The organism is Streptococcus oralis subsp. dentisani, from assembly GCF_002096335.1.
GTDB lineage: Bacteria > Bacillota > Bacilli > Lactobacillales > Streptococcaceae > Streptococcus > Streptococcus oralis_Z.
Genome location: NZ_NCUW01000024.1, coordinates 50,245 through 72,270, shown reverse-complemented (window position 1 = coordinate 72,270; position 22,026 = coordinate 50,245). Strand labels below are relative to the sequence as shown.

22 protein-coding genes and 1 tRNA gene are annotated in these 22,026 nt (G+C 40.5%); 2 read left to right on the top strand and 21 right to left on the bottom strand.

Annotated elements, in window-relative coordinates; translation table 11 throughout:
- Positions 1-19: 19 nt before the first annotated feature.
- Both B7709_RS01205 and rlmD read right to left on the bottom strand, forming a co-directional pair.
- A tRNA-Glu gene (locus tag B7709_RS01205) sits at positions 20-91 on the bottom strand.
- A 57-nt stretch (positions 92-148) separates the two neighbouring features.
- The gene (rlmD, locus tag B7709_RS01200; RefSeq protein WP_084971011.1) at positions 149-1,519 is read right to left on the bottom strand and encodes a 23S rRNA (uracil(1939)-C(5))-methyltransferase RlmD; all 1,371 of its coding nucleotides are present in this window, start codon (positions 1,517-1,519) and stop codon (positions 149-151) included.
- 37 nt (positions 1,520-1,556) lie between these two features.
- On the opposite strand from rlmD, the gene recX reads away from it, so the two are divergent.
- Both recX and ntdP read left to right on the top strand, forming a co-directional pair.
- Positions 1,557-2,333 carry a recombination regulator RecX gene (gene recX, locus B7709_RS01195; RefSeq protein WP_084971009.1) on the top strand — a complete coding sequence of 259 codons (777 nt, stop codon included), beginning with the start codon at positions 1,557-1,559 and terminating at the stop codon, positions 2,331-2,333.
- 88 nt (positions 2,334-2,421) lie between these two features.
- Positions 2,422-2,955, top strand: coding sequence for a nucleoside tri-diphosphate phosphatase (gene ntdP, locus B7709_RS01190; protein ID WP_000775318.1), 534 nt, complete (start codon positions 2,422-2,424; stop codon positions 2,953-2,955).
- Positions 2,956-3,024: 69 nt separating this feature from the next.
- Here ntdP and B7709_RS01185 read toward each other — a convergent pair whose 3' ends face one another.
- From B7709_RS01185 to B7709_RS01090, 19 genes are all read right to left on the bottom strand, one after another.
- Positions 3,025-3,792: an epoxyqueuosine reductase QueH gene (locus tag B7709_RS01185; protein ID WP_007522745.1), complete on the bottom strand. Its 768-nt coding sequence runs from the start codon at positions 3,790-3,792 to the stop codon at positions 3,025-3,027.
- 134 nt (positions 3,793-3,926) lie between these two features.
- The gene (groL, locus tag B7709_RS01180; protein ID WP_084971007.1) at positions 3,927-5,549 is read right to left on the bottom strand and encodes a chaperonin GroEL; all 1,623 of its coding nucleotides are present in this window, start codon (positions 5,547-5,549) and stop codon (positions 3,927-3,929) included.
- 18 nt (positions 5,550-5,567) lie between these two features.
- A complete protein-coding gene (gene groES / locus B7709_RS01175; RefSeq protein ID WP_061454521.1) occupies positions 5,568-5,852 on the bottom strand; it encodes a co-chaperone GroES in 285 nt (94 codons plus the stop codon).
- A gap of 308 nt (positions 5,853-6,160) precedes the next feature.
- Positions 6,161-6,556, bottom strand: coding sequence for a single-stranded DNA-binding protein (locus B7709_RS01165; RefSeq protein ID WP_084971005.1), 396 nt, complete (start codon positions 6,554-6,556; stop codon positions 6,161-6,163).
- A 78-nt stretch (positions 6,557-6,634) separates the two neighbouring features.
- Complete coding sequence (locus B7709_RS01160; RefSeq protein ID WP_084971003.1) at positions 6,635-7,396, bottom strand: SDR family NAD(P)-dependent oxidoreductase; 762 nt, start codon at positions 7,394-7,396, stop codon at positions 6,635-6,637.
- Between the two features lie 41 nt (positions 7,397-7,437).
- Positions 7,438-8,064 (bottom strand): YtpR family tRNA-binding protein, encoded by a 627-nt coding sequence (gene ytpR / locus B7709_RS01155; RefSeq protein WP_084971001.1) that lies wholly within the window; start codon positions 8,062-8,064, stop codon positions 7,438-7,440.
- Between the two features lie 15 nt (positions 8,065-8,079).
- On the bottom strand, positions 8,080-8,397 hold the full coding sequence (locus B7709_RS01150; RefSeq protein ID WP_084970999.1) for a thioredoxin family protein: 318 nt from the start codon (positions 8,395-8,397) through the stop codon (positions 8,080-8,082).
- The gene (locus B7709_RS01145; RefSeq protein WP_084970997.1) at positions 8,394-8,693 is read right to left on the bottom strand and encodes a DUF4651 domain-containing protein; all 300 of its coding nucleotides are present in this window, start codon (positions 8,691-8,693) and stop codon (positions 8,394-8,396) included. Before B7709_RS01145 ends, B7709_RS01150 begins: the two co-directional genes overlap by 4 nt.
- 176 nt (positions 8,694-8,869) lie before the next feature.
- Positions 8,870-10,477: a CTP synthase gene (locus B7709_RS01140; RefSeq protein WP_084970995.1), complete on the bottom strand. Its 1,608-nt coding sequence runs from the start codon at positions 10,475-10,477 to the stop codon at positions 8,870-8,872.
- A gap of 328 nt (positions 10,478-10,805) precedes the next feature.
- Positions 10,806-11,396, bottom strand: coding sequence for a DNA-directed RNA polymerase subunit delta (gene rpoE, locus B7709_RS01135; RefSeq protein WP_162279137.1), 591 nt, complete (start codon positions 11,394-11,396; stop codon positions 10,806-10,808).
- A 355-nt stretch (positions 11,397-11,751) separates the two neighbouring features.
- On the bottom strand, positions 11,752-14,391 hold the full coding sequence (locus B7709_RS01130; protein ID WP_084970991.1) for a hypothetical protein: 2,640 nt from the start codon (positions 14,389-14,391) through the stop codon (positions 11,752-11,754).
- Positions 14,392-14,463: 72 nt separating this feature from the next.
- Positions 14,464-17,115, bottom strand: a complete 2,652-nt coding sequence (locus B7709_RS01125; protein WP_084970988.1) for a valine--tRNA ligase — start codon at positions 17,113-17,115, stop codon at positions 14,464-14,466.
- A gap of 37 nt (positions 17,116-17,152) precedes the next feature.
- Positions 17,153-18,133 (bottom strand): hypothetical protein, encoded by a 981-nt coding sequence (locus B7709_RS01120; protein WP_025168473.1) that lies wholly within the window; start codon positions 18,131-18,133, stop codon positions 17,153-17,155.
- A 66-nt stretch (positions 18,134-18,199) separates the two neighbouring features.
- Complete coding sequence (locus B7709_RS01115) at positions 18,200-18,766, bottom strand: GNAT family N-acetyltransferase (protein ID WP_084970987.1); 567 nt, start codon at positions 18,764-18,766, stop codon at positions 18,200-18,202.
- Positions 18,753-19,331: a flavin reductase family protein gene (locus B7709_RS01110; RefSeq protein ID WP_084970985.1), complete on the bottom strand. Its 579-nt coding sequence runs from the start codon at positions 19,329-19,331 to the stop codon at positions 18,753-18,755. The genes B7709_RS01115 and B7709_RS01110 overlap by 14 nt, the downstream gene beginning before the upstream one ends.
- A 285-nt stretch (positions 19,332-19,616) precedes the next feature.
- Positions 19,617-20,012 carry a helix-hairpin-helix domain-containing protein gene (locus B7709_RS01105; RefSeq protein ID WP_084970982.1) on the bottom strand — a complete coding sequence of 132 codons (396 nt, stop codon included), beginning with the start codon at positions 20,010-20,012 and terminating at the stop codon, positions 19,617-19,619.
- Between the two features lie 97 nt (positions 20,013-20,109).
- Entirely contained in the window at positions 20,110-20,364 is a 255-nt protein-coding gene (locus B7709_RS01100) for a DUF1912 family protein (protein WP_084970980.1), read from the bottom strand.
- A gap of 9 nt (positions 20,365-20,373) precedes the next feature.
- On the bottom strand, positions 20,374-21,708 hold the full coding sequence (locus B7709_RS01095; RefSeq protein WP_084970978.1) for a DUF438 domain-containing protein: 1,335 nt from the start codon (positions 21,706-21,708) through the stop codon (positions 20,374-20,376).
- Positions 21,708-21,941, bottom strand: a complete 234-nt coding sequence (locus tag B7709_RS01090; protein ID WP_000368739.1) for a DUF1858 domain-containing protein — start codon at positions 21,939-21,941, stop codon at positions 21,708-21,710. The genes B7709_RS01095 and B7709_RS01090 overlap by 1 nt, the downstream gene beginning before the upstream one ends.
- Between the last annotated feature and the right edge of the window lie 85 nt (positions 21,942-22,026).

Sequence of the window (22,026 nt, the reverse complement as noted above, 5' to 3'; positions counted from 1 at the left end):
TCAACCCTGCGATACACCATAGTCCGTACGGGATTCGAACCCGTGTTACCGCCGTGAAAAGGCGGTGTCTTAACCCCTTGACCAACGGACCTGAGTTTTTCAACTCTTTCTATTATACCTACTTTTTTGCCTTTGTCAAGAACTTTTTTCAGTGAATTTGATTTTTTCTTTTCTTCACTAACTTAACGACTGCTTCTGTCCGTGCAGTGTGTGGGAACATATCGACTGACTGGATATACTGGAGATCATAAACTTTTACTAGTTTAACCAAATCTCGAGCTAATGTCGATACATTGCAAGATACATAAACCATTTTTTCCGGTACATAGGTTAGGATGGTATCTAATAATTTGTCGTCTAAACCCGTCCTAGGAGGGTCGACTATCAGGGCATCGGCCCTATATCCCTCTTGATACCAGCGGGGAATAATATCTTCAGCTGTACCTGCTTCATAATAGGTATTGTCAAATCCCATTCTTCGAGCATTTCGCTTGGCATCTTCAATGGCTTCTGGGATAATATCCATACCTCTAAGAGTTTTGACTTTCTTTGCAAAGGCGAATCCAATCGTCCCGACACCACAATAAGCATCAATCAGATGATCTTCTTCGCTAACATCAAGAGCCTTAACCGCTTCACTATAGAGAATTTCGGTTTGCTCAGGATTAAGCTGATAGAAGGCACGGGGGGAGAGAGAAAACTCATAGTCGAGTACTCCTTCTTGAATACTCTCTTGGCCCCAGATAACTTCCGTCTTTTCACCATAGATTTCACTTGTTTTTGCTGTATTTGTATTGATCGCAACTGTGACGACTTCTGGAAAATCCTTGACTAGATCTTTGACTAGTTGATTTAAATTAAGCTGGCGATTTGTGACGACGATAATCTGGACTTGTCCAGTTTTTCTTGCTCGACGTACCATGATAGTGCGAACACCTAGCGTTTTTCTCTCATCGGTGATAGGGATTTGATGGTAAGTGAGAAGCTCAGCTAGGTGATTCGCAATCACTTGGGTTTCCTTATCTTGAACCAAGCAGTCTTTCAACTCGACAAGGTAATGAGAGTTTTGTGCATACAAGCCTGCCTTGACCTGATTGTTGAATTTTCGAGTCTGAAATTGCAACTTAGCACGGTAGTACTTTGGTTCCTGCATTCCGATAGTTGGACGGATTTCATAGTTTTCATATCCTGCAGGAGCAAATTTTTTCAAGGCTTGGTGGAGCAAATCCTTTTTAAACTCTAACTGTTTATCATAGTGAAGGTGCATGATTTGGCAACCACCACATTCATTATAAATCGTACATGCTGGTACCACTCGAAATTTAGACTTCTTATTAACCTTTAGCAATTTGGCTTCAACAAAGTTGCGTTTAATAGAAGTAACCTGACAATAGATATCTTCTCCCTTGAGGGCGCCAGGCACAAAAACAAGGGTTTTCTGGTAAAAACCGATTCCTTCACCATTGATGCCCATCCGCTTGATTTTTAAAGGTATTTTTTGTTTGACTTTCAGATTCATACCCCTATCTTATCACATTTTAGGGTATAATAGAACTATGAAAATCACAAAACTTGAAAAGAAAAAACGCCTCTACTTGATGGAGCTAGATCATCAGCAAACCTTTTATATCACTGAAGATACCATTGTCCGTTTTATGCTATCTCGAGATAAGGTCATTAGCAAAGAAGAATTTACCGAGATTCAGGACTTTGCCCAGTTTTCTTATGGTAAAAATCTTGCTCTCTACCATCTATCCTTCAAGGCCCGTACAGAAAAGGAAGTGCGAGAGTATCTGAAAAAGTATGATATTGAAGATACAATAGCTAGTCAAGTTATCGCTAACCTTAAAGATGAAAACTGGATTAATGATCATCAGTATGCCTACTCTATCATCAACGCCAACCAACTTTCTGGTGATAAAGGACCTTATTTACTGAGTCAGAAACTAGCTCAAAAAGGAGTGCCGAAATCAACTATTGAAAGTGTTCTAAAGGATTTTGATTTTACAGAAGTCGCTCAACGTGTAGCGGATAAATTGCTCAAAAAATACACTGGAAAGCTTCCTGCTCGTGCTTTACAAGATAAGATTATTCAAAACTTGACGAACAAAGGCTTCTCCTATTCTGATGCTAAAGGTGCCTTTGATGGCTTGGACAGTCAAGTTGACCATGAAACGACTCAGGAACTCATTTTTAAAGAGTTAGATAAACAATATGCTAAATATGCTCGAAAATATGAAGGATACGAACTAAAGCAACGTTTGACCCAAGTTTTAGCTAGAAAAGGCTATGACTTTTCGGATATAGCCAGCGCTCTCAGAGAATATCTTTAACATTTTCGTGTAAAATTCAAAAAAATTAGACCAATTTATGATATAATAGTAAACGATAAACTTATAAATTGTAGAAAGTTGGTTAGTTATGAAACTTCCAAAAGAAGGCGACTTTATTACAATTCAAAGTTATAAGCATGATGGGAGTCTTCACCGTACTTGGCGGGACACCATGGTACTAAAAACAACAGAGAACGCCATTATCGGCGTCAACGACCACACACTTGTTACCGAAAGTGACGGTCGTCGTTGGGTGACTCGAGAACCGGCTATTGTTTACTTTCACAAAAAATATTGGTTTAATATCATTGCTATGATTCGCGATAATGGGATTTCCTACTATTGCAATATGGCTAGCCCCTACTATCTAGATGAGGAAGCCCTGAAATACATTGATTATGATTTGGATGTCAAGGTCTTCACTGATGGTGAAAAGCGTCTCTTAGACGTTGAGGAGTATGAGCGTCACAAACGCAAGATGAAGTATTCTGATGATTTAGACTATATTTTGAAAGAGCATGTTAAAATCCTTGTTGATTGGATTAACAATGGACGCGGTCCTTTCTCAGAGGCCTATGTCAACATTTGGTACAAACGCTACATAGAACTAAAGAATCGGTAAAGTTGTCAAACCGGGGTGAGAGCCCTGGTTTTTTATTTGAAAAACCCAGCTTTTCAGCTGGGTTGATTTCTATATATCTAATTTAGTAACAGTAAACTTGATGTGGGAGTAGTCTTTTTCAACATCCTTATCCAACAAGAAAGCCGTAGCATCCTTCTTAACTTGAACCAGGTCAATATTCTGGGCTTGAGCTGCATAGACGCATCCACAATAACATTGACGATAGATATCATACTCCTCGCACATCTCCACCGAACGCTTGTAGCCTTGATTTTTCTTGAAATCACTTGGAAGATAGTGGGTCGTATAAATCTTTTGCACATCGATTCCAATGCTGTTGATGGTTTGAGAATTCTTATGGGGACTGATGGTCAAAGCTGAACCAAAGTAGTCAAAGCCCAAATCCATAGCCACTTGCGCTGTTTTGTCTAAACGGTAGTCAAAGCAAACCTTGCAACGGTCGCCACCTTCAGGTTCTTCCTCTAGTCCTCTGACTAACTTACGGTATTCATTTGGTTCGTAGGGAGCTTCTAGATACTGAACCGTATTTCCTGTTCGCTCATTGAAATCACTGACAAATTTCTTGGTGACATAGGCACGCTTGTGATATTCTGCCTTGGGATGGATATTGGAATTAGCAAAATAGATGGTCACATCAGCGTATTTGGTCAGGTATTCTAGGGTATAGGTACTGCAAGGAGCACAGCAAACATGCATGAGAATAGTTGGACGTTCCTCATTTTTTTCCCAAACCTGAACCATTTTCTGCATAACACGGTCATAATTAATCTTCTGATTGGGATTCATCTTGCTCAGAATTTCTTCTACATCAATCATGTTCTTCTCCTTTTTCTAGTCTTATTTTATCATATAAGTTAGGAGAGCTCAAATCAATTTAGAAGAGAAAAACTTAAAAGGAGGGAATGTGCTTCCCTCCTTTTGATGATTTTTAATTGTTTAGTATAGAAAGCTTACATCATGCCGCCCATCATGCTTGGATCCATAGCTGGAGCTGGGGTAACTGGTTCTGGTTTATTGGCTACGACTGCTTCTGTTGTCAAGATTAAGCTGGCTACAGATGCTGCATTTTGAAGGGCAGAACGGCTAACCTTAACTGGGTCGATGATTCCTGCTTCAATCATATTAACCCACTCGCCAGTTGCTGCATTGAAGCCTGTACCAAGCTCAGCATTCTTCAAGCGATCGATGACGATTGAACCTTCGAATCCTGCATTGTGAGCGATTTGACGAACAGGTTCTTCCAAGGCACGGAGAACAATATTGCGGCCTGTTGCTTCGTCTCCTGTCAATTCCAAACCAGCCACTGCTGGAATGACATTTACAAGAGCTGTTCCACCACCAGCAACGATTCCTTCCTCAACGGCTGCACGAGTAGCGTTAAGGGCGTCTTCAATGCGGAGTTTCATTTCCTTCAACTCAGTTTCAGTTGCAGCACCGACCTTGATAACTGCGACACCACCTGACAATTTAGCCAAGCGTTCTTGGAGTTTTTCACGGTCGAATTCAGAAGTTGTGGTTTCGATTTGTGACTTGATAACTGCAACACGGTGGGAAATGGCTTCAGGATTGCCAGCACCTTCTACGATAACCGTGCTATCTTTGTCCACAGTCACTCTCGCTGCTTGACCAAGCGCTTCAATTGTCGCATCTTTCAACTCAAGTCCAAGATCTTCTGTAATAACAGTTCCTCCTGTCAAAATAGCGATGTCTTCGAGCATAGCTTTACGACGGTCACCAAAGCCAGGTGCCTTAACCGCTACTACGTTGAATGTTCCACGAATCTTGTTCAAGACAAGGGTTGGAAGAGCTTCGCCGTCCACATCATCTGCAATAATCAAGAGTGGACGATTGCTTTGGAGAATGCTTTCTAGAAGTGGCAAGATTTCTTGGATATTGGAAATCTTCTTATCGGTAATCAAGATGTATGGATTTTCAAGATCAGCCACCATTTTCTCGCTATCTGTCACCATGTACTGTGAAAGGTAACCACGGTCAAACTGCATTCCTTCCACCACTTCAAGTTCAGTTTCCATACCACGTGACTCTTCAATGGTGATGACTCCGTCTTTACCAACTTTTTCCATGGCTTCAGAGATATATTCGCCGACTTTTTCAGAACGAGAAGATACAGCAGCAACCTGAGCGATGGCTTCTTTATTGGCAACAGGGATGGCATTGTTTTTCAAGGCTTCTACAGCTGCAGCAACCGCTGCTTCAATCCCCCGACGAATACCGATTGGGTTGGCACCTGCTGTGACGTTCTTGATTCCTTCACGGACGATAGCTTGGGTCAAAACAGTTGCAGTTGTCGTTCCGTCACCTGCGATATCGTTGGTTTTAGAAGCGACTTCTGATACCAATTTTGCACCCATATTTTCAAAATGGTCTTCCAACTCGATTTCTTTGGCAATGGTCACACCGTCATTGGTAATCAAGGGTGAACCGAATGATTTTTCAAGAACAACGTTACGACCTTTTGGTCCCAAGGTTACTTTAACAGTGTCTGCAAGGATATCGACACCACGAACCATAGCTGAACGAGCATCAGATGAAAATTTAATTTCTTTTGACATACTTACTTTCTCCTTCTATTATTCTTCCACAATTGCCAAGATGTTAGCTTCACCTACGATGATATACTTTTCATCTCCATCTTTGACATCAATACCTACATGAGCTTCAACTAAGACACGGTCTCCAGCCTTAACACTTGGAGCGACCAAGTCGCCATTCAAGGTACGAACACCTTGTCCAGTAGCTACAACTTGGGCTGTTTTTGTTTTTTCTTGGGCTGAGCCCGCAAGGACAAAGCCACCAACAGTTTGTTCTTTTTCTTCGATTTTCAAGACCACACGGTCTCCTAATGGTTTCAACATTTGCGTTCCTCCATAATGAGATAGATATCATTAGCACTCTTTATATTTGAGTGCTAATCCATAGTTCTATTGTATCACTTGGTCAGAAATAGTCAAGAAAAAAGTCTGACTTTCTCAAGATAAAAAGCCTGAGGCCAACTCAGACTTTTCAATCTTTATACTCAATGAAAATCAAAGTACAAACTAGGAAGCTAGCCACAGGCTACTAAAAACACAGTTTTGAGATTGTAGATAAGACTGACGAAGTCAGTTACCTATACCTACGGCAAGGTGAAGCTGATGTGGTTTGAAGAGATTTTCGAAGAGTATTAAAATGGCAATTCCTCCTCTTCCAAAACCAAGTCCGCCAAATCCTGACCTGCCTTATTTTCACGCATGGCACGTTGGGCGCGGCTTTCCAAGAGTTGGAATCCTGTCACGAGAACTTCGGTCACGTAGTTCATCTGGCCATTTTTCTCAAAGCGACGGGTACGAAGTTCTCCATCCACAGAGATAAGACTACCTTTGGTTGCGTAGCTTGCCAAGGTTTCAGCCAATTTTCCCCAAAGGACAAGATTGACAAAATCAGCTTCACGTTCCCCATTTTGGTCTTTGTAACGACGATTCACAGCAATGGTCGCTCGCGCAACTGACTTGTCATTGTTGGTTTTGTGCAATTCTGGTGTAGACGTTAAGCGTCCGATTAAGATAACTTTATTATACATATTTTCTTCCTCCTACTTATCTATTCGTAGGAAATCAAAAAAAGTTACAGTAATTTGTAACTTTTCAAGGAAGATTTTTTACTTTTTATGAACCATAAATCCAGTTGCCTGTTGATTGGCCATAATGGTCATATCTGTAATCTGCACACGACGAGGTTGACTGGTCACATAGACAACTGTGTCTGCGATGTCTTGTGCCTGCAAGGCTTCGATTCCCTGATAAACCGTCACAGCCCGCTCTTTGTCGCCATGAAAACGTACTGTAGAAAAATCTGTTTCAACAATCCCCGGTTGAATGGTTGTCACCTTTATATCCGTTGCGATGGTATCGATTCGAAGCCCATCTGAAAAAGTCTTGACTGCAGCCTTGGTGGCTGAATAGACCGCTGCACCCGCATAGGCGTAGATTCCTGCAGTTGACCCCATATTGATGATATGGCCTTGATTTGCTGCAACCATGGAAGGCAAGAAAGAGCGAGTGACTGCCATTAAACCCTTGACATTGGTATCCAACATGGTCAGCATATCCAACTCTTCGTAGTCCTGATAGGGTGCTAATCCTAGAGCCAGTCCGGCGTTATTGACCAAGATATCAATCTGGCCTATCGTTTCTAGAATATTGGAGCAGACAGTCTTTACCATGACCATATCCGTCACATCCAGTGGAAAGGTCCAAACTGTTTGATTTGGAAAAGTTTCTGCAAACTCTGACTTGAGGGCCTCTAGTCTGTCTGTCCGTCGCCCTGTTAGGACGACATTCTCACCCTGATCCAGATAAGCACGCGCAATCGCTTCACCGATTCCTGAGGTCGCTCCTGTAATCACTACATTTTTTGCCATCTTATTTCCTTCTATCTGATTTATCAGATACTAACAACTTCCTAGGCAGTCCAGTGTTTAGCTGGGTCGAATGGAGTTCCGATAACTTGGTCTTCTGATAATTCAATGACCCCACGTTTTTGCGGAGCATTTGGCAAGGCAAGTTCACGAGGGCTGCACATCATGCCAAAACTTTTTTCGCCACGAAGTTCGCCTGGGAAAATGAGATTACCTTTGGGCATCATCGCTCCAGGAAGAGCTACAATGGTTTTCAAACCAACACGCGCATTAGGAGCCCCCGCAACGATTTGCACCGTTTTATCACTTGCGACTGCAACTTGGCAGATATTAAGGTGGTCACTATCTGGGTGTGCTACCATCTCGACAATCTCACCGACAACAAACTTAGGTTCCTTATCATTAACAATTTTTTCTGTAAAACCTTCCGCCTGCAATTCTTGGTTTAAACGTGCTACTTGCTCATCTGTTAAAAAGACTTGACCACGCTCGGCAGGTTCAAACAAACTTGAAATGTCGAAAATATTCCAAGCCACTGTTTCCCCATTTTCTTTGAGAAAAACACGGGCTACTTTACCTTTGCGCTCCACGTCCAGTTTGGCATCTCCGCTGTTTTTCACGATGACCATAAGGACATCGCCGACATGCTCTTTATTATATGTAAAAATCATTCTTTCCTTTTTCTCCTATTTCAGTCCTGCTAAAAAGTCATTAATCTGTTCCTTGCTTTTACGGTCACGATTGACAAAACGGCCGATTTCCTTGTCCTTTTCTAGCACAACAAGGCTAGGAATTCCGTAAACATCCCACAACTTGGCAAGATCCATAAATTCATCACGATCTACTCGAATAAAAGTAAATTCAGGATTTTCCGCCTCAATCTCTGGCAAGGAAGGATAGATATAACGACAATCGCCACACCAGTCCGCCACAAAAAGGAAGACCTTCTTGCCATCCTGCTTGACAAAACCTGCGAACTCTTCTATACTAGCGGGAATAATCATAAGACTTCCTCCTCATAGACCAGATCTTCATTTTCATAGACAAAGGTATAGTGACGGCCATCTTCAAAAATGACCCCTCCGACGAGTCGTTCTAGGCTACTTTCATAGACTTGAACATAGAGTGTCGCAATCTCACCCATATCTGAGAAAAGATCCCGCACGATAGTGGTTAACTCCTCTTGCGTCTTCATGAGTTTGTGATGATCTGCTGCTTTTTTAGCCCCCAAAGCAAGGACGCTTAGACCAGCCACAGTCAAGCCAGTCATCCATAATTTCTTAGCTTTCATACCTTTCATTGTAACACAAAAAGGGCTCTAGGACAAATGAGGAAGTAGCAGAAAAACAAGTAAAAATCCTCTTCCCTCAGTGAGAAAGGGGACTTCTAATTCTTATCGGCAAGCATCTGAGTTAGCAAAGCTTTCCTGAATGGATTAAAAAACCTCTGAGATTCTTCTCAAAGGTTCTGATTTTGCTAATTGCTGTTCTCAACTGCTGCAGTGACAAAGGCAGTGTAGAGTTCTTCTGGGCGGTTTGGACGACTTGAAAGTTCAGGGTGATACTGACAAGCCACAAAGAATTTATTTTCAGGAATTTCCACAATTTCTACCAAACGATTGTCTGGAGAAACTCCTGAAAAGACAAAACCTGCCGCCTCAAACTGTTCACGAAAGGCATTGTTAAACTCATAACGGTGACGGTGACGGCGTTGCACCACTTCTTGATTGTGATAAGCAGTCGCTGCCTTAGAGCCACGTTTCAACTTAGATGGATAAAGTCCCAAACGAAGGGTTCCACCCATATCCTCAACATCAATCTGATCACGCATGATATCAATAATAGGGTATTTTGTTTCTGGTGCAAGCTCTGCAGAATTTGCACCTTCAAGTCCTAAAACGTGACGAGCAAACTCGATACAAGTCAACTGCATTCCCAAGCAGACACCTAACATTGGAACATCATTTTCACGCGCATAGCGAATGGCTTGGATTTTCCCTTCCGTACCACGCTGGCCAAAACCACCTGGTACTATGATCCCGTCCGCATCAGACAAGAGTGCTGCTACATTCTCCGCTGTCACATCATTGGCATTGATCCAATTAATCTTCACTTCTGCGTCGTTGGCATAACCAGAGTGTTTTAAGGCTTCAACTACAGAGATGTAGGCATCTTGCAACTCCACATACTTACCAACAAGGGAAATTTTAACTTGTTTTTTCAGGTTCATGACCTTGTCCACCATGGCTGACCACTCTGTCATATCCGCTGCTGGTGCATCTAGTTTCAAATGGTCACAGACAATTTGGTCCATACCTTGTGCCTGCAAATTCAGTGGAATTTGGTAAAGATGTTCAACATCCAAAGACTCGATAACAGCTTCCGGTGCTACGTCACAGAACTGTGCTAGTTTATTTTTAATGCCCTGACCAGTTGGTTTCTCGGTGCGAATGACCAACATATTTGGTTGAATCCCCAAACCACGCAATTCTTTGACAGAGTGTTGAGTCGGTTTGGTCTTCATCTCACCAGCTGCCTTGAGGTATGGAAGCAAGGTTGTATGGATGTACATGACATTATCCGCACCCACATCTGCCTTCATCTGACGAAGTGCCTCTAGGAATGGCAAGGACTCGATATCCCCAACGGTTCCACCAACCTCTGTGATAATGACATCCGAGTCTGTCGTTACAGCGGCACGCTTGATTTTTTCTTTCAAAGCATCTGTGATATGAGGAATGACTTGAACAGTTGCGCCAAGGTACTCGCCACGGCGCTCCTTACGGAGAACTTCACTGTAAATTTTACCAGTTGTCACGTTGGAATATTTGTTAAGATTGATATCGATAAAACGTTCATAGTGACCCAAGTCCAAATCTGTCTCAGCTCCATCATCTGTCACAAAAACTTCCCCGTGCTGGTAAGGACTCATGGTTCCCGGATCGATATTGATATAAGGATCAAATTTTTGAATGGTTACTTTGAGACCACGATTTTTCAAGAGACGGCCCAGACTTGCTGCGACAATCCCTTTCCCAATAGACGATACCACACCACCAGTTACAAAAATATATTTCGTAGACATAGACTCCTCTTTCTAAAATGCTCAAGGCCTTGTTAACTACGAGGGGAGATAGAAAACAAGACCCTTATGGATAACGACTTCTCAAGAAAAATTCCTGAAAAAACAAAAATAGCTCCCTAGTAACTAGAGAGCCCCGACCTCTAAAAGAGGTGCCCGAACAATATGATACCTTAAAGCAGAACATTTGTCAACCCGAATTGGTAAAACATGAAAAAAGAAGATTGCTTTCAGAAAACCAAAAAAGGACAGCATCCAAACGGATGACCCGCTTAAACACTCTACCCAAGCAAGAAAAAAGGAGATCAGGTAATCTCCTCTGTGAAGTCTTTTACTCTTCTTCACTCGTTTCAGCGTCATCGTCTGAAAACTCATCGTCTTCTTCGTTGAGATCCACATCTTCACCCAAGTCATCAGGAGCGATTTCGTTGATTTCCGCATCGTAAGCTTCCACTTCATTTTTCTCATCATCTGGATTTTCATCATCATATGAAAGAGCTGGATCTGCTTCGTATGCATCTTCGTCTTCGGGATCATCCGCATTGTAGTCAATGGCATCTGAATCGCCATCCATGAAGGCATTAACACGCTGTTTCTTAGCTTTTGGTACTACTTCATCGTCGTCACTTTCTTCAAGAGCGATGATTTCTTCGTCAATTTCGTCTACACCATACCATGAACGAAGACCCCATTTGTTGTCTCCAAGAGAGATAAAGCTACCGTCAAAGTTCAACTCTGTGTAGAACAAAGGCAAGGCTTCGCGGATATCGCTGTTTGATGTTCCAAGGTAGTTTTGAATTTCGTTTACAAGATCACTAAAATGCATCTCATGATCGCGACCACGAAGTTCCAAGATAGCACGCGCTACCTCAATCATAGATAGTTCATTTTTTTCTTGCCCAGCAAATACTTCTAATTCCAAAGCGTTTCTCCTCATTTTTACTACTATCGCCAGAGCGAACAGACTCTGACCTCATTTTATCATTTACTCTTTATTGTACGATAATTTTGCGGAATAGTCAAAGGTTAAATGGGGGAAAGTGAATTGATTTGAACTTACAGAATTTGTCATGTAGTTGCCTGCTTTCTAAAAATTCTTAACAAGAGTAGTATATCATAGATTTAACGAATGTTTATTAATTCCTTTTCACCTAAAGATTTCAATTTTATTGACATCTAATTTACCTTTTATTATCTTGTTGGTTCACCTTGTCATATTATAGTCCTTTTCAGTGAGTCTCTGCCTCGTATAAAAATAAACTAAAAAATTAACCAAACTATTTATAACGATATCTCCTCGTTTGCTTTATATCAATATTACTATCCTGGGTGTTTAAAATATCATTTAATTTAGAAACTATCTCTCTTTTATTAGAAGTTGAAACTATTTCAAAATCATGAATTTTCTCAGAAATAGCATCTACATACTCTTTGGTTGTCATATTAGAATTCAATTGTCTCTCTAATTTCGATTTAAATCCATTTATAAATTCTTTGTCTTGATATAAATTAAAATAATAACCGTCAATAAGTTTCAAAATATAAAAATCTAAAATATTACTGCTATTATTAAAGAGCCATTTAATTTCTCCCATTGAATCAAATATAACTCTATTATTAAAGCTTGGATTAGGGTAGTTTTTTAAAATATGCTCTAATCTTAGTAATCCAGTTAAAGATAATTTTCCGGAAATATATTGAAGATTAATATCTCCTTCACTCAAAATATACTCAATTATATATTGCAAATCATTTTTATATAAGTTGTAACAATCTTTTGTAAACAAACCAGGTACCTTATCAGTTAAAATAAAATAGTCTACACAAATTTCATTATTGAATTCTTTATTTTTAAATTTTTCAAACCTATTTCTAGGGGGATAATTTCTTTCAGTTAACACCCACTGGATATACAATATTTTAAATTTTGACATCCTGTGTCTATATCCAAATTGCTCAAACCAAGTAATGGAAGTAATTTCATCATTGCGAGTGTTCCATAGTATGTCTAAAAACTCTTTATTAATACGATCATCGATATCGGTTCTTAATAAAATATTTTTAGCTTTATTAAACAAATAATCTTGATAGTTTTTATTTTCATCCATTATCTTTTTGATATGAGTATCATAAAAATTAATATTATTATCCCAAAGTTCGCCATCTGTGTATAATAATTGAAATAGCATGAATGCTAAGCAATACTCTTCATTCATACTCAAGATGAGTTTCTGTTTTTTTTGAGCCTTTAATTTTTGTTTTTTCTGTTCCTCACTATCATCTGCTTTAACTTTCAGTTGACTAAAATCTTCAATTCTTCCTCTGTCCAAGTAATTAAAACAAATTTTCGAATAAAACATACTATTGTAGAAATCATTACGCTTACTTCCATCAAACTCATCAGACAACTTTTTAAATTTGGGAAGAGAAAACTCTCTCTCTCCGTTCTCATATTGCTTGAGCAGCTGATTTAATTTAAAACGTAAAAAGTCTTCATTTTGTTTTTGCAATTCTCTCTCATATTTGTAATTTTTATTAGATTGTAGTTCACTCTTCAAATCTTCAACTATTACATTTAGATTGATGGTTTTGTTATTAATAAGAGTCTCAAATAGATATTCTTTGATTTTATAATCACTTGACTGTCTCCAATATACTCTCGTAGGTTTCTCGATTTGTAAAACTTCAAATGTATCATCTTTTTTTTCAAGACTTTGGAAAATTCTAAGATCCTCCTCAATTAGTTCTTTCCATGTATTCGAAAAAATATTATCCTGAAATTTCTTCAAAAATTCCCATTTATTTTTGCAATACTTTCTATAGAAGTTATAGAAATCAGAAATTTGCTTAGATGAAAGCTTTTCTAAATATTCATCAATTGAATAAGCTAAGTTATAATTTCTCCAATTCTCTTTATGAAAGATAGAAAATATAAATTCATTACGCTCTTCTACATCAATTAATAAAAAACGATTTTCTAGAAAGACGGATACAAAATTATCGACATATTCATCTGGTTTTTTATATACTTTCCAAAATAACTCCTTCATTTCTCTTTGAAGAGAGATAGAAATTTCCTCATCAACACTTGTTTTACTTAATTCTCTTATTTTTTTCATCTCAGCAGATGACGAATCTTGTTTTTGAATTTTTTTATGAATCCCTTCGGCGTTTAATCTAAAAACATTATAAGCAACACTTATATTCAGTTTTAGTAAATAGATATAAATAATGACTACTATTCCTGAACTCGCTTGCCAAATATATTCAAAATAATATGGTTGATGAATGAAATTACTTAAAACAGGCATTGCAACTGTGAGGAGTAAAAGAATATGAAATAATTTTGTCCGAGTGAATCTTGACCAAATTGATTTATCTAGCATGAATTTAGTCTTGCTTACTCCTAGATAATAAGCCTTATCATTTTCCGTTAGAAATTGAAGAAAACCAACGTATATACCATACAGGCTAAATACTCCAATTTCAAAACTAATTAACTCAACGATATTGATATTTTGAAACGAAACTGTGGGCACTTTGAAATACTCTTGAACATAGATTAATGTTATCAGCAATAAAAGCAAGACAACTTCACTTATATCTCGAATATGAATTCTAATTTTATATTCGAGATAATCCTTAAAATTAATGTACTTCAATATAATATTTCGAACTAGAGGTATGGTTAATCCAACAATTCTTAATCCCCACAAAATATCCGATATAGAATAAAACAGTAATATAATGATAAGAGCAATATCTAAATTTTGCATTGATGTAAAACTTAAATTACTTGATTGTTTACATAACAAATACAAATAACCAATTACTATCACTATGTCCAGTTTTCCCCACCCATTAATAAACGAATTAATAGAGAATAGAAATAAGAAAATTCCGATTAAAATAAACATATACCCTCCGAGATAAGTTTTCTTTCTTCAAATTATACCAAAAAAACACGGCATGCCACCGTGTTTCTATGTTTATTTTACCAACTTCTTCATCTCATCAATACGTGCTACGGTCGCGTCGTACTTAGCTTGGTAGTCGGCTTGTTTGTCGCGTTCTTTTTGGACGACTTCTGGTTTGGCATTGGCTACGAAGCGTTCGTTAGAGAGCTTCTTGCCGACCATATCCAGTTCTTTTTGCCATTTAGCGAGTTCCTTGTCGAGACGAGCGAGTTCTTCTTCGACATTGAGGAGGTCTGCCAGTGGCAGGTAAATTTCTGCTCCTGTGATGACGCTTGACATAGCCAGTTCAGGTGCAGGAATGGTTGATGCAATTTCCAAGTGTTCTGGATTTGTGAAGCGTTTGATGTAGTTGACATTGCTGTTAAAGAAGGCTTCCAAGTCGCTATCGCTAGTTTTCACGAGAATCGTGATTGGCTTACTTGGTGCTACGTTTACTTCCGCACGCGCATTCCGAACGGCACGAATCAAGTCTTTGAGGCTTTCCACACCTGTATGAGCCGCCAGGTCTTCAAAGGCTGGGTTGACAGTTGGGTATTCTGCTGTAACGATAGAACCTTCTGAGATTTGTCCAAAGATTTCCTCCGTCACGAATGGCATGATTGGGTGGAGGAGACGAAGGATCTTGTCCAAAGTGTAAAGGAGAACAGAACGTGTGATGACCTTCTCTTCTTCGTTGTCGCTATAAAGGACTTCCTTGGTCAACTCAACGTACCAGTCCGCGAACTCATCCCAGATGAAGTTGTAGAGGATGTGTCCAGCTACACCAAACTCGAACTTATCAAAGTTTTCAGTAACCTTGCCGATAGTTTCATTGAGGTTGTGGAGAATCCAGCGGTCTGTGACATTTCCAGCTTCCTTGTTAACAACTTTTTCCACATTGGCAGTTGCTTGCTCGAGGGTCAAGCCTTCATTGTTCATGAGGATGTAGCGAGAGATGTTCCAGATCTTGTTAATAAAGTTCCAAGAAGCATCCATTTTCTCATAAGAGAAGCGCACGTCTTGACCTGGTGCAGAACCATTTGAAAGGAACCAGCGAAGGGCATCGGCACCATATTTCTCGATAACATCCATCGGGTCAATCCCGTTACCGAGAGATTTAGACATCTTGCGTCCTTGCTCGTCACGAATAAGACCGTGAATCAGCACGTTTTGGAATGGCTGACGGCCAGTGAATTCCAAGGACTGGAAGATCATGCGAGACACCCAGAAGAAGATGATGTCGTAGCCCGTTACCAAGGTTGAAGTTGGGAAGTAACGTTTGAAGTCTTCTGAGTCGACATCAGGCCAGCCCATGGTTGAGAATGGCCAAAGGGCAGAACTGAACCACGTATCCAATACGTCCTCATCCTGAGTCCATCCGTCGCCTTCTGGAGCTTCTTCACCGACGTACATTTCACCCTCAGCATTGTACCAAGCAGGGATTTGGTGACCCCACCAGAGCTGACGAGAGATTACCCAGTCGTGGACATTTTCCATCCATTGAAGGAAGGTATCGTTGAAACGAGGTGGGTAGAATTCTACCTTATCATCAGTATCTTGGTTAGCAATGGCATTTTTAGCCAATTGGTCCATCTTGACGAACCATTGCGTAGACAAGCGTGGCTCAACCACGACACCTGTACGTTCTGAGTGACCAACGCTGTGAACACGTTTTTCGATTTTAACGAGGGCACCGATTTCTTCCAACTTAGCAACGACTGCCTTACGAGCTTCAAAACGATCCATACCTGCAAATTCGAAGGCAAGCTCGTTCATGGTTCCGTCGTCGTTCATGACGTTGACTTGTGGCAAGTTGTGACGTTGACCAACCAAGAAGTCGTTTGGATCGTGAGCAGGTGTGATTTTCACGACACCAGTACCAAACTCAGGATCTGCGTGTTCGTCTCCAACAATCGGAATCAATTTATTGGCGATTGGAAGGATGACATTTTTACCAATCAAGTCCTTGTAGCGTGGGTCTTCTGGATTGACCGCAACGGCAACGTCCCCAAATATAGTCTCAGGACGAGTTGTCGCAACTTCAAGGGCGCGTGAGCCATCTTCTAGCATGTAGTTCATGTGGTAGAAGGCACCTTCCACATCCTTGTGGATCACCTCAATATCCGAAAGGGCTGTGCGAGCTGCTGGGTCCCAGTTGATGATAAACTCACCACGGTAGATCCAGCCTTTCTTGTATAGGTCTACAAAGACCTTGCGAACGGCTTTTGACAAGCCTTCGTCAAGGGTGAAACGCTCGCGAGAGTAGTCTACAGAGAGTCCCATCTTGCCCCATTGTTCCTTGATGGTAGTGGCATATTCGTCTTTCCATTCCCAGACTTTATCTAGGAATTTTTCACGACCGAGGTCGTAACGCGTAATGCCCTCACCACGCAAGCGCTCCTCGACCTTAGCCTGAGTCGCAATTCCCGCATGGTCCATACCTGGAAGCCAAAGCGTATCAAAGCCTTGCATGCGCTTTTGACGGATGATGATATCCTGAAGAGTCGTGTCCCAAGCGTGACCAAGGTGAAGTTTCCCAGTCACGTTTGGTGGTGGAATCACGATTGAATAAGGCTTGGCCTTTTGATCGCCTGAAGGCTTGAAAACATCAGCATCAAGCCATTTTTGGTAACGACCAGCCTCAACCTCGGCTGGATTGTATTTAGGTGAAAGCTCTTTAGACATGTGTGTTCTCCTTAATTATTAGTTTCCTAATTAGCTTCTATTTTAATTTCTTATTTAGTTTCTTGCGTATTTTTATCTGTTCTTTTTTTAGTTTATTAACATCTTCTTTTGTTATATTATACTTTATATCCCATAATTTTTGTTTCAATCTATAATTTAAATTGTAAATTTCGTAATATTTTAACTCTAAATCAGTCCTATTTTTTTCTATCTTTTTTATTTGAGAAATATATTTATGATCTATATCAAAAATTTGATAAAGGAAAAAAATTTCTGAAGAAATTATAACTAACACTAAGATTACTGGCAGAATGTCTACTAGCAAATTCACTTTAATCAGATTATAAAAATTTAATAAAATGATTGTTAAATAAAGTGAATAAAGATAAGGCGATACAAACCCTACTAAGAAGGTTAGTATTAAAATAGTTTTTTCTTTAGGCGAATCAGAATTGAGTTTAGATAGCAATTTTATTAGGGACGGTTGCAAAAATAAAAGAATAACTGAAAATAATGATAAATACATATTTACTTCATTATTCACATTTCCCGCCCAAAATAACATTATTAAGTTTAGAATTATCAATCCCCATCTTAAAAAATTCCATAAGAAATTATTATTAATTCTAACCTCATTTTTTGAACGTTCCCAATCATATTTCAAGAGTAACCTTAGATACTGAATGAGTTTTTGCGATTTTTCTTCTGAGTAATCAAAATCATTTAAAAGATCCCAAATATGTCCATCTTTCATGTAATACTCATTAGTATATTTAATATTTCTACAATAGCCATATGGATTGATTTGTGTTCTAAGACTATTTACTGCAGACTCCCTATTTTCTCCATTTAGCAAATCAACAATTATCAACTTTATGCTTTTTCTCCATTCAGAGCGTTCTTTAGTAATATAATCAAGTTGATTTCTTTTACTATTATTAGCAAAAACTAGAATCGCACTCAAGATAGCCCCTAGACCAGCCCCACTAATTAGAGTAATAATCTGGCTTGTTTCCAATCTTCTCACCTCCCTTTCGAAATTCTTCAATACATCCCAACTGTTCGATTTTCTCGAATAGTTCAACTAACAGTTTAAACACTCCCACTCACTCTTCAGCAAGCCATATATCAGACTGTCACAGCGATTGCCTTGGGCATCTTTGCGGTCTCGGATGCGAGCTTCGAGGGTGAAGCCAAGCTTCTCTGCGACTCGTTGACTTTGGACATTGTAGCCAAAGCAGACCAGTTCAATCTTGTTAAGATCCAATTCCTTAAAGCCTAGGTCAATCACAGCACGCGCTGCTTCTGGTACATAACCTCGACCCCAATAGTCTGGATGCAAGGTATAGCCAATCTCCAGCACATCATCTGCGTGGCGATGGTTGAAGTCAACAGAACCAATGACTTTATCGGTTCCTTTGACGACAATTCCATAGCCAGCTGGGAGATTTTCCTTTTGATTGCGCTCAGGAAGGATATGCTCCAGATAATAAATCTCATCTTCCAAGGTCTTGACGGGGTGAAATCCTGCTGGATAGGCGACCTCTGGCAAACTAGCGTAGGCATGGATATCCTCGGCATCCGCCACTGTACGGACTCGCAGGATCAGACGCTCCGTCTCGATTCGTTCAGGTAGTTCAGCCCTTGTCATCTTTTTTTCTCGCTTTCTTAATAAAGCTTCCCATAGAATCGACTCGATTATCTAGATAACGGTAAACACGCTGATGACCATCCCCCATAAAGTAAGTCGGTGCAAAACAGTCATTTTTAAAATGGCCTTTATCGTCCAATAGTTCTGAATCCGCCAGTCGATCAAGAATCTTAGCAAAGATGTGGCAGATTCCATCCTCCTCGATAATCCGATCCACCTGGCAGTCCAATACGACTGGGCAAGCCTCTATAATCGGTGCCTGGGTTCGTTCAGAAATTTCATAGTCTAATCCCAAGTGTTCCAACTTTTCACGGTGGCTGATAAATCCAGCCTGCTCCATCTCCAGCATGAAGTTTGCGTCAGGGATATTTACGGTGAACTGGTGGTAATGCTTAATCTGGTCAGCCGCATTTTCCTCAGCACCAACTCCGATGACTAACCAATCTCCCAGACTATAAGAGGAGCTACAGGTCGTGATATTGTGTCCAAAATTCTGATCCTGATATTCCAAGATGAAGATCGGAAAACCATAATATAGTTTACTTGTTTTAAAAGATTGCTTCATGACAACCTCCTTTGACTAAGACGCAAAAGAAAAGCCCTGCCATCTACATGACAGGGACGAATGTGTTTATCCGCGGTACCACCCAATTTCGGGCAGTTGCCCGCAACTTTCGTCTTTGAAGTAAATACAAAGACACTTTTATTTCATTTTTAACCATCAGCAACCAGTCTTGACACATTTGTGGACTTCTCAGCACTGCCACTTTCTGTAAAATGTGGGATTCAAAACACCTCTAATGGCTCTATTGTAGCAAGTTTTTGACGGAAATGCAAGGGACAAGAAAAATTACTTGAAGCTGATTCCTTGTTCTTTTAATTTCTTAATGGTAGCTGGGCCAATTCCTTTCAAGGCAAGGAGTTCTTTTTCAGTCCAATTTTTAAAGTCAGCAGCCGACTTGATGCCTTCATCATAGAAAGTCTTAGCACGATCTACTGAGAGACCACCCAAAGTAGCTGCGAAATCTTCTACTGAATTGGCTACTTTTTGAGCTTGTTCCTTAGTCGCTTCTACTGCTTGTTCCACTTTTTTAGAGACAACTTTTCCTGCTTCGCTGGCAGATTTTTCTGCGTGTTTCACGACTTTCTTGGTCTCTTCGACAACCTTGGTCACCGTATTTGAAAAGGCACCTGAGCGACGAAGGCTATTTCGCAATTGTTTTTTACGTTGGAGTTTCTTTGACATGATAAAATCCTTTCAATAAAAAATCCCTGCTCTGACAAGGATTTAATAAAGATATTCTATCAAGATTTTGGGAAAAAATCAAGAAAGTATCTGTATTTTAATAGTTTCTCTCACCAAACAAGCCTTCTGGCAAGTCATGGAATCTCTTGCCTGCCTTGAAATTTTCAAACTTACCAAGCAAGAACTGATAAGCATCCAAACGGCTCTCGTAGCGAATCATGGCATCTTTGGCACGCTCGTCTTGGTCTTCTTCGTAGACTTTTTGACTTTCCTTGTGCGCCATGTCGTTGATCATGATCTGGGTATTGACCCAAGCTTCAAATTCCTTCATAAATTCCTGTTCGTAACTCATTGATTCTCCTTATTCTAATCCACGGAAATAGTCCGTATCAATCTCACGGTAGGGCTGGATATCCTGAACATACTCTAGCACGCCTTGGAATTCCCCGTTTTCATCGTGTACCGCAGCATAGGTGATGTGGACAAACTTGCCTCGCGACTCCGACTTGAACCACATTTCATATTTGTCCTTGACTCCTTCACGAAGACCTTTCATAACAGCCTTCACCTTGTCTAGGTACTTGGGCGGATGGCAGAGTTCTACATTGCGCCCGACTTGGGACGGCGTCCGTTTAAAAATCATCTCATCAGCTGGCGCATTGTCATTATAATACTGGAAAATATCGTCTTTATTGACAAAAGTGATCTCCATAGGGAGGTGATTGAGGATGAGATTGGCCTGCTCGACGGAGAGATAACCATTGCCAAAGGCCTGTTGACTATGACGGTCCAGCACCGCTTCCTTTTCCTTAGGGGTAAAGGTAATAGTAAACTGACCTTCTGGCGTATCGATAACTTGTTGCACTTGGCCTTCGGCCGTGTCTAGTTGCACAGGCTCCTCTGCACTCTTTTCCTCAACAAAACTCTGGCGTTCTGGAACCCATTTCTCAGACGGACGGATGATGGCATAACCGTAGGCATCACTTTCCTCCGCAATCTGAATCCAGTCATCCTGAGTGAAGGACTCGAGGAGAATCATGAGAAGGATGGACTCTTCCTTGAAAATCATACTTTCAAACTCTGTCGCAAAAGCTTCAAAATCTTCTTTTACACTGCTAATTGGCACTTCTGGTAGTGACTTAGCTGTCGTTAGGGCTTTTTGAAAGAGTTCTCTGATCTGGTCATCCACTCCCCACATAACTTTGGGAGGGGAATCGTGTCCATAACGCTCCATGATGGGAAAGAAGAGCTCTTCCTTGCGCTGGTAGTGGATATCAAATTGACCCAAAAGCCCCATTTGACGGACCAAACCCTTGCGCATCTCTGCCAGCATTTCCTCGTCTTCCATAGACTCATAGGTATCTAACAGTCTCCGAATGCGAAGCAAGGCAGCCCGGAGAGCCAGATTTTCATCCTTAAAGACGCGAACGGGGTGGCCAGGATGCTCGGTATCCTCCACTTCGACACCCTTAACAGCGTTTTTAAAAAGATTGGCATGGACATCACAGAGCTCCATGACATCTTCAAAAGTAACACCTGAGTCTGAGTTCATCAGCTCGTGCTCCATGAGGGAAATCTCGATGGCGGACACACCTGTAAAGGTCGCATCAAAACGCTCCTGAACTGACTCAGGAGAGGCACCATTGTGCAATTCTAACAAAATATCCCGTAGGATATGAATCCGTTCATCTGCCATTAGTCTAATCCAATCACTTCATAGCCATTCGCTTCCAGTGTGCGGACAATCTTGTCCATAGGAGTTCCTTCGAGCTTCGAACCCTGTTTGAGCGATACCTTGCGACCGACGGTATTTCGCATCAAGGGATTGGCTAGCGGTTTAAAACCCAGCTCCACTAGAATTTCCAAGACTTCTGGATGCTTGTCCACCACTTCTGCAACAGGAATTGACACATCGATGATATTGTCCATGACGACCTCCATGTATGTTCTAAAATGATTTTGCTTGTTTTATTATACCACAAGGAGAGAGATTAAAAAACTAGCAGTGGAGTTC

What these genes read in the sequence shown, in the direction of transcription:
- B7709_RS01090 (WP_000368739.1), bottom strand. Translation starts at nt 21,941, where the DNA reads ATGGACAATATCATCGATGTGTCAATTCCTGTTGCAGAAGTGGTGGAC.
- recX (WP_084971009.1), top strand. Translation starts at nt 1,557, where the DNA reads ATGAAAATCACAAAACTTGAAAAGAAAAAACGCCTCTACTTGATGGAG.
- groES (WP_061454521.1), bottom strand. Translation starts at nt 5,852, where the DNA reads ATGTTGAAACCATTAGGAGACCGTGTGGTCTTGAAAATCGAAGAAAAA.
- B7709_RS01150 (WP_084970999.1), bottom strand. Translation starts at nt 8,397, where the DNA reads ATGATTATTCCCGCTAGTATAGAAGAGTTCGCAGGTTTTGTCAAGCAG.
- B7709_RS01140 (WP_084970995.1), bottom strand. Translation starts at nt 10,477, where the DNA reads ATGTCTACGAAATATATTTTTGTAACTGGTGGTGTGGTATCGTCTATT.
- B7709_RS01125 (WP_084970988.1), bottom strand. Translation starts at nt 17,115, where the DNA reads ATGTCTAAAGAGCTTTCACCTAAATACAATCCAGCCGAGGTTGAGGCT.
- B7709_RS01115 (WP_084970987.1), bottom strand. Translation starts at nt 18,766, where the DNA reads ATGACAAGGGCTGAACTACCTGAACGAATCGAGACGGAGCGTCTGATC.
- rlmD (WP_084971011.1), bottom strand. Translation starts at nt 1,519, where the DNA reads ATGAATCTGAAAGTCAAACAAAAAATACCTTTAAAAATCAAGCGGATG.
- ytpR (WP_084971001.1), bottom strand. Translation starts at nt 8,064, where the DNA reads ATGATTTTTACATATAATAAAGAGCATGTCGGCGATGTCCTTATGGTC.
- ntdP (WP_000775318.1), top strand. Translation starts at nt 2,422, where the DNA reads ATGAAACTTCCAAAAGAAGGCGACTTTATTACAATTCAAAGTTATAAG.
- B7709_RS01145 (WP_084970997.1), bottom strand. Translation starts at nt 8,693, where the DNA reads ATGAAAGGTATGAAAGCTAAGAAATTATGGATGACTGGCTTGACTGTG.
- B7709_RS01165 (WP_084971005.1), bottom strand. Translation starts at nt 6,556, where the DNA reads ATGTATAATAAAGTTATCTTAATCGGACGCTTAACGTCTACACCAGAA.
- B7709_RS01100 (WP_084970980.1), bottom strand. Translation starts at nt 20,364, where the DNA reads ATGAGTTACGAACAGGAATTTATGAAGGAATTTGAAGCTTGGGTCAAT.
- B7709_RS01185 (WP_007522745.1), bottom strand. Translation starts at nt 3,792, where the DNA reads ATGATTGATGTAGAAGAAATTCTGAGCAAGATGAATCCCAATCAGAAG.
- B7709_RS01110 (WP_084970985.1), bottom strand. Translation starts at nt 19,331, where the DNA reads ATGAAGCAATCTTTTAAAACAAGTAAACTATATTATGGTTTTCCGATC.
- B7709_RS01105 (WP_084970982.1), bottom strand. Translation starts at nt 20,012, where the DNA reads ATGTCAAAGAAACTCCAACGTAAAAAACAATTGCGAAATAGCCTTCGT.
- B7709_RS01130 (WP_084970991.1), bottom strand. Translation starts at nt 14,391, where the DNA reads ATGTTTATTTTAATCGGAATTTTCTTATTTCTATTCTCTATTAATTCG.
- B7709_RS01095 (WP_084970978.1), bottom strand. Translation starts at nt 21,708, where the DNA reads ATGGCAGATGAACGGATTCATATCCTACGGGATATTTTGTTAGAATTG.
- B7709_RS01160 (WP_084971003.1), bottom strand. Translation starts at nt 7,396, where the DNA reads ATGGCAAAAAATGTAGTGATTACAGGAGCGACCTCAGGAATCGGTGAA.
- groL (WP_084971007.1), bottom strand. Translation starts at nt 5,549, where the DNA reads ATGTCAAAAGAAATTAAATTTTCATCTGATGCTCGTTCAGCTATGGTT.